At 48.9% G+C, this 14,054-nt stretch carries 12 protein-coding genes and 1 pseudogene; 9 read left to right on the forward strand and 4 right to left on the reverse strand.

Annotated elements, in window-relative coordinates:
• Nucleotides 1–211: 211 nt before the first annotated feature.
• Both XI25_RS12535 and XI25_RS12540 read left to right on the forward strand, forming a co-directional pair.
• On the forward strand, nt 212–1,204 hold the full coding sequence (locus tag XI25_RS12535) for a hypothetical protein (protein WP_046678859.1): 993 nt from the start codon (nt 212–214) through the stop codon (nt 1,202–1,204).
• Between the two features lie 15 nt (nt 1,205–1,219).
• The gene (locus XI25_RS12540) at nt 1,220–1,486 is read left to right on the forward strand and encodes a helix-turn-helix domain-containing protein (RefSeq protein ID WP_046678860.1); all 267 of its coding nucleotides are present in this window, start codon (nt 1,220–1,222) and stop codon (nt 1,484–1,486) included.
• Nucleotides 1,487–1,693: 207 nt separating this feature from the next.
• Here XI25_RS12540 and XI25_RS36255 read toward each other — a convergent pair.
• The 4 genes and pseudogenes from XI25_RS36255 to XI25_RS12555 all read right to left on the reverse strand — a co-directional run.
• Nucleotides 1,694–1,774 (reverse strand): annotated as a pseudogene (locus tag XI25_RS36255) (SDR family oxidoreductase); the annotation flags it as partial.
• 1 nt (nt 1,775) lies between these two features.
• A complete protein-coding gene (locus XI25_RS12545; RefSeq protein ID WP_235439847.1) occupies nt 1,776–2,606 on the reverse strand; it encodes a M23 family metallopeptidase in 831 nt (276 codons plus the stop codon).
• A gap of 327 nt (nt 2,607–2,933) precedes the next feature.
• Nucleotides 2,934–3,563 carry a response regulator transcription factor gene (locus tag XI25_RS12550; protein ID WP_052759576.1) on the reverse strand — a complete coding sequence of 210 codons (630 nt, stop codon included), beginning with the start codon at nt 3,561–3,563 and terminating at the stop codon, nt 2,934–2,936.
• A gap of 7 nt (nt 3,564–3,570) precedes the next feature.
• Nucleotides 3,571–5,802, reverse strand: coding sequence for a sensor histidine kinase (locus tag XI25_RS12555; protein WP_046678861.1), 2,232 nt, complete (start codon nt 5,800–5,802; stop codon nt 3,571–3,573).
• A gap of 614 nt (nt 5,803–6,416) precedes the next feature.
• Here XI25_RS12555 and XI25_RS12560 point away from each other — a divergent pair.
• The 7 genes from XI25_RS12560 to XI25_RS12590 all read left to right on the forward strand — a co-directional run bounded on the left by XI25_RS12560 (nt 6,417) and on the right by XI25_RS12590 (nt 13,964).
• Nucleotides 6,417–7,376 (forward strand): AAA family ATPase, encoded by a 960-nt coding sequence (locus tag XI25_RS12560; protein ID WP_046678862.1) that lies wholly within the window; start codon nt 6,417–6,419, stop codon nt 7,374–7,376.
• A gap of 12 nt (nt 7,377–7,388) precedes the next feature.
• Nucleotides 7,389–8,027 carry an RNA ligase family protein gene (locus XI25_RS12565; RefSeq protein WP_046678863.1) on the forward strand — a complete coding sequence of 213 codons (639 nt, stop codon included), beginning with the start codon at nt 7,389–7,391 and terminating at the stop codon, nt 8,025–8,027.
• Nucleotides 8,028–8,448: 421 nt separating this feature from the next.
• Nucleotides 8,449–9,510, forward strand: coding sequence for a suppressor of fused domain protein (locus tag XI25_RS12570; protein WP_046678864.1), 1,062 nt, complete (start codon nt 8,449–8,451; stop codon nt 9,508–9,510).
• A gap of 104 nt (nt 9,511–9,614) precedes the next feature.
• On the forward strand, nt 9,615–11,279 hold the full coding sequence (locus XI25_RS12575) for a DUF6138 family protein (RefSeq protein ID WP_046678865.1): 1,665 nt from the start codon (nt 9,615–9,617) through the stop codon (nt 11,277–11,279).
• A 26-nt stretch (nt 11,280–11,305) separates the two neighbouring features.
• Complete coding sequence (locus XI25_RS12580; RefSeq protein ID WP_046678866.1) at nt 11,306–11,842, forward strand: SMI1/KNR4 family protein; 537 nt, start codon at nt 11,306–11,308, stop codon at nt 11,840–11,842.
• A 281-nt stretch (nt 11,843–12,123) separates the two neighbouring features.
• Nucleotides 12,124–13,152 (forward strand): ATP-binding cassette domain-containing protein, encoded by a 1,029-nt coding sequence (locus XI25_RS12585; protein ID WP_046678867.1) that lies wholly within the window; start codon nt 12,124–12,126, stop codon nt 13,150–13,152.
• Nucleotides 13,149–13,964 carry an ABC transporter permease gene (locus XI25_RS12590; RefSeq protein ID WP_046678868.1) on the forward strand — a complete coding sequence of 272 codons (816 nt, stop codon included), beginning with the start codon at nt 13,149–13,151 and terminating at the stop codon, nt 13,962–13,964. The genes XI25_RS12585 and XI25_RS12590 overlap by 4 nt, the downstream gene beginning before the upstream one ends.
• Nucleotides 13,965–14,054 lie beyond the last annotated feature (90 nt).

Consider the following 14,054-nt stretch of genomic DNA (forward strand, 5'->3'; position numbering starts at 1 on the left):
TTATACTACAGAGTTTTTTGATGCGAACTGACGAATCTTTTTCGTCTTTTGTTGGAATATATACCCACAGTTACCAAATGTTTGACAAAACAATGTAAATATTATATACAGTAAGTAATAAGTAATAAGTAATAAGTAACACCAGAATTATTCCATATACAAAGTAAACATCAGCCGGCATGAATAAAATCATGAATAGGGGTGGTTTGCTATGACAGATCTAAAATTAGCACAAAGTTTTTCAATGATTGCGCTAAATGTACAAAGTAGTCTTTATATGACTACGGTGAAGAAAGCGGCTGTTCGTTGTATGGCAGCAGCAGTCATTTTAGAGGTTTACTTAGACAGCGCGTTTACACAAACAGAGAATAAATTCATATTGAAAAGTGATGTACTTGACCAATCTCATACCATGCTTTACCGGGAAACTGTTTTCAAACCATTACTCAACAAAAAATCATCGGTAACGGGTGATCTGAAATGGTGGCTGAAAGGGGCTTCAACGCTTCCTCAGAAAAAATTACTAAAGTTTGAGCACGCAATATCCGATTCTCTTAAGGCAATAGATTTGCTTGAGGAAATCCCGAATCTGTTGGGGTGCGACTTATATTATGATTCCGCAGGCGTTGCAATCAAAGAATATCGAAGCGATATTGAGACATACTCAAGGACTACCGAGAATATTCGAGCAGAAATTCTGGAAGACGGTTCGGTAACAGAGGAGATCATTTGTATGATTTGGCTTCTTCGTGAAAGTGGATGCATGCATGATTTTTTCTCGAGGAACGAGCTAGAAAAGGTGAACACCAGAATGAATGAATTATATCAAAGTGTTTTACTGGCAAAAGTATTGTTTCCAATTCAAATCCATCACGGGATTGAAATAGCAATCAAACAATTCTTGCATATGAAGAAAAGGTTTGTGAAGACAGCTGTGGGCAGCACCATCAACTTTTTTTTCCCCATGCTTGAGCGCTCGCAAGCTGTATTTATTGAAACCGAAGCTTGGTTCTCCAATTCCAATAAAAGATTGAACGATGTAATTTCACGGTTAGAGTCCTATGGCCATAAGGTTAAAGTGTTAGAGAAAGGACCGATATCGACCATAAAAATAGATAATTTGGTTTACGAAGCGGTCCCGCATGTTGTTTACATGAGGGTGCCAATTCAAGGTGTGCGTTTACTTCCGAAACGCCCAATTTAAAGGAGTTGGGTAATCATGTCCAGACAACGTTCCATGGAGACCATATTGACCTCTGAGTTCGTATCCATAGGAGAATTAGTGCGGCTTACGAATGCTCGCTACAGTACGCTGAAATTTTACACGGAAGAAGGCATGCTGCCTTTTGAACAGGCTGAAGAGAATCTGACACGCAGATACAAAAGAGAGGAAACCGTAGCACGCATTCTTTTGATTAAAGAACTGAAAACAAGTGGATTAACGATCCAGCAAATTAAAGATGCTCTAAACAGACTGACCCCGTAGCGTGAGACAAATCAAAACACCTTCAAGAGAATTCAACCATGTCGTAAGATATGGAGATAACCTTGGAGGTGTTTTTTGCGGCAACTAGAGTCAGTTATCCGGTAGAAACGATAATGAAGGCTGCAAAGGAACTAACGGACACCGCATTGAAATTTGGCGCAGCGATTTTCTTTGGACGGTTTCGACGCTTGATCGAGTTCACTTAGCTTACGTTAAAATAGGTCCGCCTCCCACATGCAGAACGGTTCCGGTCACGAAACCATTCTGAAGCAGGTAGAGCACGCTTTGATTACTTTAAAGGAATATTTTTTGGTTCTATAATGGTATCTTTTTTCGGCATGAGGTCACCATTTATATCTTTAAAAAATAAAGGTAGGCCTTCTGCTAAGACAGGATGTATAACTTTAGTTGGATCTTGTCTTTGATGATGAATATGTAAATGAGGTTCTGAGGTTGAACCGCTATTTCCAACTCTTCCTATGACATCTCCTTGCTTTACATGATCTCCCACTTCAACAGTGACACTATCTTTTTTTAAATGGTTAAGTAAAAGGTAAGTGCCTGTTTCTTTTATTTTTATATACACATGATTTCCTTCCATTGAAATAAAGTTTTCTGATCCTGGCGTAATGTCAGCTTCATTATCAGAAACAGCAATTACTATTCCTGAAACCGGTGAATGAATTTCTTTATCCCATATTCCGTAGTCTTCATTACTATCACTATTAATATTATGCGGCTCCATTACTAAATCATATGCCCATCTCTCAGATGACCATGTTGCATGAGGTAAATTATCTTTAACACTATCACCTCCCCAACCAACAACGGTTTTTTCAGCTAAAGGCCAACTTACCGTTATAGATGGTTGAGCACGTGTAATAGTGTTTGGATAAGCATAAGGAATAATATTCATAGTCATTAATATTGGAAAGATTAATGCTATGTTTAACATTACATTAGTAAACAACTTTAAACTTCTTTTCTTTTTAACAATTAAAATGATAAACATGACCAAATTAATTAATAATCCCAGTACTCCTATGATAGGTAAAACTAATTTGAGGATTGCCCATGAATACGCACCAAATATACCACCAATAAAAAAACACTTATCCACAATAATAAAGTGAACCCTATTAACACACAATTTGGATAACCAATTTTTCGCAATAATTTATTAAAAATAAACTCCTCCTCCTCATTCTTAAATCAATCCGTTCATTTATTGCAAAACAATAAGAACCACCTTCATTAATTTTAACAATCTCAGGATAAAATTTCCGCACTACTTCAGGTGTAGATTCAGAACGTTCTATCTAAAGGTAAAAAGGGAATCAGCGTTAAACAAAAAACAACGTCACTACGTTATCGTTGTGACGTTGTTTTTAGTCTGTTAATCCCCATCAGCAAAGCGGCAGAGAAGCTTTATCGATATTTTACGCCTTCATGGCTCATCATACAGCCGCTCCAGCAACCCCAGCTCGTAGGCTTTGGCTACCGCGCCGACCCTCGTCTTCACGTCGAGCTTCCGGTTAATGGCCGCCATGTGGTATTCAACCGTCCGCTGGCTGATCGCGAGCTCCGCTGCAATTTCCTTGTTCGTCTGCTCCAGCGCGATTCGTTTCAACACTTCCCGCTCCGTCGGGGTCAGTTGGTCGGCTCTTAACGAGGCATTCATCCGTTCCGACACGAGCCGGTGACCGAGCATGCTCTGCCGTATGGCATTCATGATTTGCGGGTAGGTCGCCTGTTTGGACAGATAGGCATGCACGCCGATCTCGTAGGCTTTATGTACATATTCGTCATAGACATATCCCGAGAGCACGATCAGCTTGACCGCCGTACCGTAAGTCCGCTTTAATTCCGTTAACACCTCGAACCCGTTCATGCCCGGCATGGACACGTCGATAACGGCGACGTCCGGCTTGAGCAGGCCGATTTGCGATAGCAGCTCCCGGGGATCGCTGAACGTCCCGGCTACAACAATGTCGGACTCCCGATCAAGCCGACTCTTCAATCCTTCCATGACCAGCGGATGATCATCCAGCAACAGGACCTTGATGGGCTGCTTCATGCTTCTTTCAACCTCCTTGCTTCGGCAGCCGAATGCGGACGGTCGTTCCGCGTCCCGGTGCCGAGTCAATGTCGATGCTCCCCCCGAATTGGGCAATCTGACTGCCTATCGTGGCGAGACCGAATCCACGTCCGCCAGCGGCGGCCGGGTCTATTCCGATGCCGTCATCCTGAATATGCCCGTGGATCTCGTCAAACGTTTCCCATAACCGGATCGTTAATTTATCCGCCTTGGCGTGCTTGGCCGCATTCGTTGCCAGTTCCCGCACGATTCGAAACAATGCGATTTTGTACAGCGGGGAAAGCGTCTCCGGCAGTTCGTTTGCAAGTTCGGCGGCCGGCCCGCCATTTTCTTTCAGCGTACGAATCAGCCAACGCAGGGCGTCGGCCAGTCCCGCTTGATCGACGATGTGCGGGTATAGGTCATCGCACAGCAGACGGATGTCGCGCTGCGTGTCGTACAGGCATTTCAACCAGACCGCGGTCAGCCGCTTGTCGCTATGCCCCGTATCATGCAATTCTTCCAGATCACGGGTAAGGAAAATAAGATTCTGCAATATATGATCGTGCAGATAGTAGGACGTGCGAACTTGCTCCGCTTGATGGGCTTCCATCAGCCGGTATTCGGATTCCTTGCCGGGAAACGTCTCGCGCGTTTTGCGCAGCTCATCGAGCAGGGAGGCATTCGTCAGCAGGCGAACGGTTTCCTGTCTCACTTTGATGATCAGGCCCAGCTCCTCCGGGGTGAACTCGGTTTGATTGATTTTGGGACCCAAGCCCAAATACCCGATGATCGGCTGTCCCGGCTCCATGGCAAGATCCAGCACCTGCACGAAGTCGGGCCGTCCGGACAAAACTTCGCGCGGGATCGGCTTGCCGGTATCGACCCAATCCGCGATCCCGGCGAATTGCCCGGTTCCGTATACGACGGCATCCGCCTCGCGATTCCAGACGAAGCACAGTCCCTCGATTTCCGTTACGCTATGGACGAGATCCGCAGGCATCCGCAGCAGATCCCGGCTATTGCGGTGTTCCGCAACCCGGATGGACATTTCCAGGCGCTGCCGGTCGAAGCGATTTTCCCGCTGTTCCCGTTGGCGCTTTAAGCTGTCGATGCTGAACCGATGCAACAGCACAAGAGCGGCGAAAGCGCCGCACAATATAAGCGTTGTCATGGAAGCGCCGCTTCGGACGAGAGCTGCGCCGAGAACGGTCGCCGATCCGGCATACAAGCTGTGGATGATAAGCCGGGGAAGATAGAATCGCATGTCGACCATCTTCTGTCGTACCCATAATACCAGCACGGAAGCCGGAAAGACGATGAGGCCGGCCAACGTTATTTCCGGAGGGGCCATGTATTCTCCCCACAGCAGATCGGGCAGCGCGCACAGGAACAGAAAGGGCAGCAGGCCGAAGGTCAGCGAGGAGACGAACACGAGCAGCTTGTTTTTCTCGGCCCGGTTCATCGCTCTCCAATTGACGGCCGCTATAACGATAATGGCGACCAGCGTCCCAACCAGAGCGGCATGGATTGCGCTTCGGGTCCATCCCGGAATGGCGGCCAACGAAAAGGCGATCAGAGCAAACGTGGCAAACAATGCGGCTAATAGCCGGTAAAGAGCCATGGCCCAACTGATCGAGCGGGGGACCGATCGGAACACGAAGGCGACAAAGAAGGCAAATAGAAGATAAGGCATCCAGCTTACGAGCAGGGGCAAGATCAGCCCGGTTAACGCCGTTTCCGTCGAATGGACGGTGAGCAGCATCGCGGCAATGAACAGGTTTACCGCATAAAACCGTCGGATCATATGGGATTCCGGCTTTTTGCGGTAAGCAGCCAAACCGATGACGAGCAGCGCCAGCTCCGCGCAGACGATGAATAATCCCCTGTACAAATCGGAGGCATCCGCTTCATTCCGTACCTCGAACAAGCCGCGGCCGGAGCGATTCAACAGAAGCGTTCCCGATTGCTTGAGATAAGCCTGATCGCCGAGCTTGATCATATGGTCCGGAGGCTTGCCGTCCACCGACACGAGCCGGTCGCCGACGCGCACGTCCCATTTTGCCGCAAGACCCGTGGGATTGATCGACGATACGGTCCATGCGCCCGATTCGCCGCGGAACAGTAAACCCGTATATGGATTTTGAAACGTAGCGACGTGAATATACGCCGCCACTACTAGGTAAACAAGGGCCGATCCGTATACGGCCCAGTTATATTTTCGCGTAATAGCGGACAAACTGTATCCCCCCGCTCCCAATGTACCATTTTTTTAGCCGCAACTGAACGTCTTTTCGAGGGAAATAAACGAAAAAGAATATGATAACATCAATTTTCAATTTTTTTGCGATTTGTCCCTTCGTTTTCATTTCAAACGAGCGAGCGAATCGGACATATCCGGGTCAGACAAATTGAAGAATGGACGCATTTCCGGTAAAAAGTCGACACAAAAAACTATCGCTCAGCTTTAGAATCTGCTCCTCATTATAGCTGGAATGGGGGGAGGGCGAATCCGTGTTCCACGGCGAATTTGAGGCGTGATCGCGCATGTTTTTTTGCGTGATCGCGCAGAAGTTCCGGATTAAATCAAAGGGGGAGAAGCGAGCGACTTTAATCAAAAAGACAATAAAACGCCAATGACAGACTGCGAAATCCTGAAAAGACACGGAAATTTTGCGGAAGCAAACTCTAACTCTCCGTGGATCGGCGCGAGGAGATGCTTATTCCCTCTGACTGCCGGTTTCTTTTGTTTATCGCAGAAAACCTATGTTTAGTAATCCATTGCCAGTATACTTATGTAGTGGCTGCTAGTTATTTCTAATATTTAAGCGGCCTGAAAGGAGGTGAAAATCCATGGGCACAATTCACATGCTGGCCGGCATTCCGGGCAGCGGCAAGAGCCATTACGCCAAAGAATTATGCAAGCGGGAAAGAGCCGTCCTTGTGGCTACGGACTCCATCCGGGAACGGTTATTTGGAAGCGAAGCCAAGCAGAAAAACACGTATCTGGTATTCGATGAAGCTTTTGCGGAAATAGGGCATGCTTTGCAATCCGGGAGGAACGTCGTATTTGACGCCACGAATGTCGGCCGGGACCGGCGCTTGCAGTTTTTGAAAAGATTTAGCGATGTCCCGGTGGAGTGCCATGCTTGCATTACTCCCTATGAAACGGCAAGGGAACGGATCCAAGCGAGAAAACGCAGGATCGATGACAAGGTGCTGACGAAATATGCCAAAAATTTCGAGTTTCCCGTTCTGGGTGAAGGCTTTGACGCCTTGCATATCGTGCACACGCCTACGGAGACGAGACTGGAAAGAGCCGGGCTGGAGCGGCTTCTTGCCGGCAAACCGGATCATGATGAGCTTTTTGGTCATTTGTCCGAATCCCCTTATTTCCAAGTGATGCTGGGTTACGATCAGGAGAATCCCTATCATTCCAAAACTTTGTCCGAGCATACCCATGCCGTTCTGGAATACATCCAAACGTTTTATGAAGGGGAGCATCTGCTGGAGATGCAGCTGGCGGCTTTGTTTCATGATGCGGGCAAACCGTTCTGCAAGGTATGGAAGCCGAGCCGGGGGCATTATTCGTATTACGGGCACGAGCATGTATCTGCGAACATAGCCTGCCATGTTCTTAAAGAAATGGAATACGGCGATGATTTTGTTCTGCATGTCGTCGATATGGTGAGCTTCCATATGGAGATTTTGCACGGAGGGGACGCGGGAGCGTCCAAAATCTATCATTTGCTGGGCGAGCATCGGCTTGCCGAACTGTATTTCTTCGCGGAAGCGGATACTTTCGCAAAATAAAGAGGTGACACCATGAAAATAAAATATCCGAAAACGATGCACCTGCCTTGGTCCAGAAGTTACACGGACGATGATAAAATTTTGCGGAACACGGATCATTTCGCAGGGCAGGAGGTCGTCATTACCGAGAAAATGGACGGGGAGAACACGACGATGTATCGCGAGTTTATTCACGCAAGGTCGCTTGACAGCAAGGACCATTCCTCGCGTCATTACGTCAAAACGCTCCATGGCGGGATCAGGCATCTCATTCCGGAAGGGTACCGGCTGTGCGGGGAAAACGTGTATGCCAAACATTCGCTCTTCTATTCGTCCCTGCCGAGCTATTTCATGCTTTTCTCCATATGGAACGACCAGAATGTTTGCCTTTCTTGGGAGGAAACGGAGGAGTGGGCGGCCCGATTGAACCTTGCTCTCGTTCCCGTGTTATATCGCGGAATTTGGAGCGAGGAAGCCGCAAGGCAATGTTACACGAAGCAGTCCCGCTGCGGGGGCGAGCAGGAAGGTTATGTCGTCCGGCTGGTTTCGGCTTTTCCCTATGAGGATTTCAAGCGCTCCGTCGCCAAATTCGTCCGGAAGAACCACGTGCAAACCGATGAGCATTGGCTGAGCAAACCGGTCGAGCCCAATGGCTTAGCGCGCGCCGATTGAAAGATTAAAGGAGTTAAATATTTTTTTTCATCAGGATGAGAATAACCAAAAGATGAGGAGGGGTTATCATGTGATATGCGAAAGTTTTTCCGCTGATTCTGTTTCATTTGATCTGTAGGGGGGAAATCGTGAATAGTGACAATAGACTAGCCTGTTTAGGCCAAAAGAATCGTTTCGCAGGCTCCGGCTCAACTAAAATTGATAATACATACGGCAAGGCTTTATACTGTCAATGTAATCAGGCTATGGAATCCCTTCCTTCTATTCATCTACTAATGGACAATAGGGAATCCGATTTCCTGATTTTTTTGTTTCTAACATAATCCATGTACGTTTTCTTGCAAAATGATGAATGGGAGAATGTTGCCTTAAGGCGATGTCTGACCAGAAAAATGAACGTTGAATTTGGAGGGAACGATCGATGAGCGAAGAAGTAAACACAACCGGCTGGGATGCGATTGAACAGGAAATGTCGAAAATATACGGCGATCAGGAACCGAAGCACTACGGAACGCTTCTTCCTTATATGCTGGGCGGTGAGGATCCGCTCGATGGAATCAGCGCTTACAAGGCGGAAAAGCCCTATCCCCACTGGCATTTCATCACTTTTGGATTTTCGGAGCTGTACGATAAGGAATCGGAAGATCCCGACTACAGCGGATACGGGTTTGAGCTGACTTTTCGGCTAACACGCACCGAAGGCGAGGAGGAGCCACCGGCTTGGGCGCTGAACCTGCTCCAAAATATGGGGAGATATATTTTTAACAGCGGAAATATTTTCAGGTCGGGCGACTATTTGGACGCCAACGGTCCGATATGCCTGGCTTCCGATACGCAGCTGACCGCGCTGGCCTTTGTGGAGGATCCGGAGCTTTCGGCTGTCGATACGCCGAATGGGCAGGTTCAGTTTTTGCAAATGGTCGGCATTACCGGCGAAGAACTTGAATCCATGCAGACGTGGAATACGCTGGGGATGCTGAAGGCTTGCCTGGAACATATGCCCCATTACATAACCGATTTGTCGCGGGACTCCCTTGTGCGGGTTCCTGCCGTATCCGAAGCCGTGCAAAGAGGGATGGAACAGGACGGTTCCAACACCGGTTTTTTATATGTGGATCAACTGGCTTGGGAGCCGGGCAAGAACCGATTGCTGGGCAAAGCCCCGGCAACGCTCAGACTGGGGGCCAAGCAGGCCGGGATTATTGGAAAGCTGCTTCAAGGCCGCATTCTGAAAGGGAAGGACCTTAATCTGGTAAGTTCCGACATCCGGGTAGTTCTGGAGCCGGGGGCGAAGGCAGACTTTGAAACCGGCGAGGACGGTATCCGAATGAAACTTGATGAGGCAACAGCGGCTGAACTTTCCCGGAAATTGCAGCCGAAGGAAGGTTTGATCGAGCTTTCCGCATTCAAAGGAATCTCCATTCAAATCGTAAAAACCCATATTAAGGACCAGGAAGGAAATGTGGTATCGACGATCGGATAGCGGATGATTTTATTAAAAACGGGGCAACAGCAACGGACGGCAGAATCATCAGCTTTTCGCAGTGATGGCGTTTAGAATGATTTCTTGAATAGGAGGACGACGCATTGAATCAGGCTGCGGAAGCATTTCTGAATGACATATGGAGCCATGTCAATTCCATTTACGACAAGGAAAGCCGGAGGGTTCGCGAGATCAAAAACCAAAGCCGGCTTCAAGCGGGTATGTTTGACTACCTTGGAGTGGCCTGGAGAAAAGGAAAATTCAACTGGGTACAGGGAAACATCCATATCGACGTTTATGAACCGTTCTCTTGGAGCGACAGTTCTTATACATTCGAAGCGGGTGCTTACATCGAAGAATTGACGGATGATATCCTAGCTCAGGATTTTTTTCCCGCTCTGCGGGACCGGGTAGATGCACTGTTCCGGTCGGACGATTACGGTCCCCGCTTTTTTGATTACCGATTGGAGCTCGTATTCGAATTTGAGCGGGAGCAATCGGTGCTGCGCTACTCCCAAGCTTTGTTAAACGAAGAGAAGCTCCGGGGTCTCAAGCAAACGTTTGACAACTTTATCGACACCAAAATCATGCTGGAGCTTCCGGTTCTTCCCAAAGAAAATGACGAGTTTTTCTTCGCGCGTCATCTGATGAATCCCGATTTGATGGAACAGCGGCAGGAAGTGATCGAACCGCTGATCCGCCGCCTCAGCGACAAGCTGCGCACCCGTAAAGAACGAAGCGATAGCTGGGCTTACCAGTATACTGCGGCTTTCAAAGACTGGTCTGAGGAGCGGTTTTTAAATCGATTTTTTGACCGGTCCGGAAATTACGGGTTGGATTGGGTCCTCAAAGAAGAGCCGGAGTGCAGCAAACCCAATGCTCAAGAACTTGAATTTTTCATGTTTGCCGCCCTGAAGATCGGTCCCCGGGAACCGGATACCCGGGAGAAATACCTGAAGCTGGCCGTCCAGCTGGGCTCGAAGAGGGCGGAGGATTATTTGAAACAGGGGAGCGGCCGTTTCGAAAGCGTGTATAAGAGCAGTCTGATCCAAGCCACGGCCAATGACATTACGCAAACCATTGAAATTCATATCGGCTCCGAAGAAGAAGCCGCCTACGGCGAAGCGTTGAACTTTATCGGCAATCTGCTAGATCAAGGCTTTCCGAAGGGATACAAGCTTATGCTGAAGAGCAAAGAAAAGAATTTCTTGCCGTTAAAAAAGCTGGCGAGGTCCGGACAACATCAGTTTTTTGCCAACGCGGCGCGTTACCCGGCGTTATTCCCCCGGCTTGCGGCTTATGCCGAGCTGGCCATGGAGGAATTCGCCTGGTACGAGGATGTGAAGCCGGGCGAGAAATCCGTCATGCCCGGAACCTATGCGGTATTCGGACTTGGATTGTACAGCAATGTATATTTTCCGTTGGTTCGCCGTTATATGGAATTGGTGGATACCGAGCATCAGTCTGCGCAGGACGGATATGCGGAAGCCTTTATCGAAGCTCACGGCGTTACGGCAGAGCATATGCCGACCATCGTCTCGATTTTGCTGGGGGGCAGCGAATCGGCTAAACCTGTCAAGAACATAGCCATAGATACGCCCGATCTTGCTGATGCACTGATCCGGGAGCTTGAGTCCAAGGAAGATTATAAGCGTGAAGCCGTCATATACCGCATTTTCGGCAGCAGCCAAAAGCTGGCCCAGGCAGCGAAAAGGGAGTCTTCCCCTTTAAAGGAACGTCTAGAGAGACTGCTGGAGCTGTTAGGGTAAAGGCAATCCCCTAAAGGGGGACTATCATGTGGACGATACGCTTTGAACATGAATTTGCAAAATGGGAAGGCGCGACGCGGGAAGAAATTATGCAGTTTCTGAAGGCGTGGAACCAAAATCTGTCGGAGCAGGAGATCCAAGAAATCAAGCAGCGGCAGGCGAATCCTTTTCCCAAATCGTCTCCGTACCACGATATGTACAAACCGATTGATCCATCCGGCTGGAAGCTGCCTCAAAGAGCATTTCCCGACAGCTATATCGATTTTCTGAAATATTCCAACGGCGGAGAATTCCAAAACGGAGACCGTTATTTTCAATTCTTCGGCACGGAGGATTTTAGGGAAATGAATTTTGCTTATGAGCTGCCGGAGTATATGCCATTTGCCGTTTCGTTTGGAATGGATGGCAGCGGGAACCATTATTTATTCGATATGAGAGAGGAACCGAAAAACAACGAGTATCCCATTCTCGTCTCTCATTCCGGCAATTTGGGATATGATGACTGTCAGTATGCAGCGGATTCCTTCATCGAGTTGTGCACGAAGAAATGCGAGCTGCTGTAAGCCGGCGGTCCGGCATCTTACAGATCGACTTGATTTGATGGCGCGTAAACCTTATATTTCTCGGGAGAAACGCTATAGTCCATAAGAAGGACGATAGCGTTTTTTGCTTGTTTTGGCAGCATCTCAGTCTCGAGACCGATGGAAAACCATTCCCGGGATGGTTTAACGGCTGACCAGGATTCCTTACAATGCAATAAGATGTAAAGAGCGAGTCGATGAGTCGCGGAGAATAGAGGTTGACCCGAGACTCTAGGCATCTCTATTCGCAAGGAGGAGCTGGAATGAATCATAAACAAAGGAAGACCGTGCCAGGCAACGGGGAATGGGCCATCGAGGCTTGCGGACTGGTTAAAACATTCGGCGGCAATCATGCCGTGGATGGCGTGGATTTGAACGTCCGTACGGGTACGATCTACGGCGTGCTTGGTCCGAATGGAGCAGGCAAGACCACGACCATTCGAATGCTGGCAACTTTGCTGCGGCCGAATGCGGGTACGGCTCGTATCTTCGGGTACGATGTGGTCAAAGAGTCCGCGATCGTGCGTCAGTTGATTGGAGTAACCGGTCAGTATGCATCGGTCGACGAGTCGCTCAGCGCAATCGAGAATCTGGTCATTTTCTCCAGATTGTTAGGGTTGGGGCGTAAAGAGGCACGGCAGAAGGCGGAAGAGCTGCTGGAGGAATTCGGTTTAACTGAAGCGGCGAAGCGGCCGCTGAAGCAATTCTCCGGAGGGATGCGTCGGCGGCTGGATTTGGCGGCAAGTCTCATTGCACAGCCGCCGCTCATCTTCCTGGATGAACCGACGACCGGGTTGGATCCGCGTACGCGTTCGCAAATGTGGGATACGATCCGCCGTTTGGTGAATACGGGGTCAACGGTCCTGTTAACGACGCAATACCTCGATGAAGCGGATCAACTGGCTGACCGAATCGCGGTCATCGATCGCGGACGAGTCGTTGCCGAGGGTACTACAGATGAACTGAAAGCTTCTGTCGGGACCTCGTCGCTGCATTTGAGAGTCCAAAATCCGCAGGACATCCACGGCGCCCGCCAGATCGTCGAACAGGTGCTTAAGGTCCGCTCGAATGTATCGGCGGAAGCCGGAACGATCACTGCACCGATGGCGGAAGCCGATCTTGTTACCGACCTGCTGATCGTCCTCCGGGCCGAAGGATTCCAACTGGCCGAGATCAGCGTGCAGAAGCCGACTCTCGACGAAGTATTTCTGACGATAACCGGACAGGATGTCCATGAAAACGTGCCGCTGGAGGCTGAAAAATCGAGTGTTGTAGAGGAGGCGAGAGCATGAGAAGCACGTTAGCGAAGCCGAATGCGGATCATCAATATAAAAATTACACCGGTTTAGGCCAGACGGTTCGCAACTCGCTCACAATGGCCTATCGGGGGTTGCTTAAAATTAAACGTACGCCCGAGCAGCTGTTCGACGTTACGTTCCAGCCCATACTTTTCACCCTTATGTTTACGTATATCTTTGGCGGCGCCATCTCCGGAAACGTTCAAAATTATTTGCCGGTTATTATCCCCGGTATCCTCGTGCAGACCGTGATTACCACCTCCATCGTCACCGGCGTCCAGCTGCGCGAAGACATGGATAAAGGAGTGTTCGACCGATTCAAGTCATTGCCCATCGCTCGAATAGCACCTTTGGCAGGGGCCTTGCTTGCGGATACGATCCGATATACGATTGCGACCGTGCTAACCTTCATCATGGGGTATATTATGGGCTATCGGCCCGAGGGAGGCCTTTTGTACGTCGCCATCTCCGGGGTTCTTGTCATTGCGTGTTCGTGGGCCATCAGCTGGATTTTCGCCTTTTTTGGCGTGATTGCACGTAATGCTTCAAGCGTACAGGGGATTTCCATCATTGTACTGTTTCCGCTCACCTTTCTCTCCAACGCTTTCGTACCGGTCAATACGATGCCTGATTGGCTTCAATGGGTAGTGAACGTTAACCCGATCTCGCATCTGGTCACCGCCGTTCGAGATCTTACGAACGCCGGAACGGTTGGCGGGGATCTTGCCTTCTCCCTCATTGGCGCCGGCGTCATTGTAGCGATCTTCGCACCGCTAACGGTACGTGCCTATATGCGGCGGACGTAGACGAAATCCAAAGTTCACCGTGTTAGATGACTCCGATCTGAACCTTTTTATCGTTTCCTTCGCCTATAAATGGTAAGAAACAAAATGCAT

This window comes from Paenibacillus sp. DMB20, assembly GCF_000987955.1.
Lineage (GTDB): Bacteria > Bacillota > Bacilli > Paenibacillales > Paenibacillaceae > Paenibacillus_AQ.

Coding starts and splice junctions, on each gene's coding strand:
- XI25_RS12570 (WP_046678864.1), top strand. CDS start 8,449: ATGAGCGAAGAAGTAAACACAACCGGCTGGGATGCGATTGAACAGGAA.
- XI25_RS12560 (WP_046678862.1), top strand. CDS start 6,417: ATGGGCACAATTCACATGCTGGCCGGCATTCCGGGCAGCGGCAAGAGC.
- XI25_RS12585 (WP_046678867.1), top strand. CDS start 12,124: ATGAATCATAAACAAAGGAAGACCGTGCCAGGCAACGGGGAATGGGCC.
- XI25_RS12580 (WP_046678866.1), top strand. CDS start 11,306: ATGTGGACGATACGCTTTGAACATGAATTTGCAAAATGGGAAGGCGCG.
- XI25_RS12550 (WP_052759576.1), bottom strand. CDS start 3,563: ATGAAGCAGCCCATCAAGGTCCTGTTGCTGGATGATCATCCGCTGGTC.
- XI25_RS12540 (WP_046678860.1), top strand. CDS start 1,220: ATGTCCAGACAACGTTCCATGGAGACCATATTGACCTCTGAGTTCGTA.
- XI25_RS12565 (WP_046678863.1), top strand. CDS start 7,389: ATGAAAATAAAATATCCGAAAACGATGCACCTGCCTTGGTCCAGAAGT.
- XI25_RS12535 (WP_046678859.1), top strand. CDS start 212: ATGACAGATCTAAAATTAGCACAAAGTTTTTCAATGATTGCGCTAAAT.
- XI25_RS12590 (WP_046678868.1), top strand. CDS start 13,149: ATGAGAAGCACGTTAGCGAAGCCGAATGCGGATCATCAATATAAAAAT.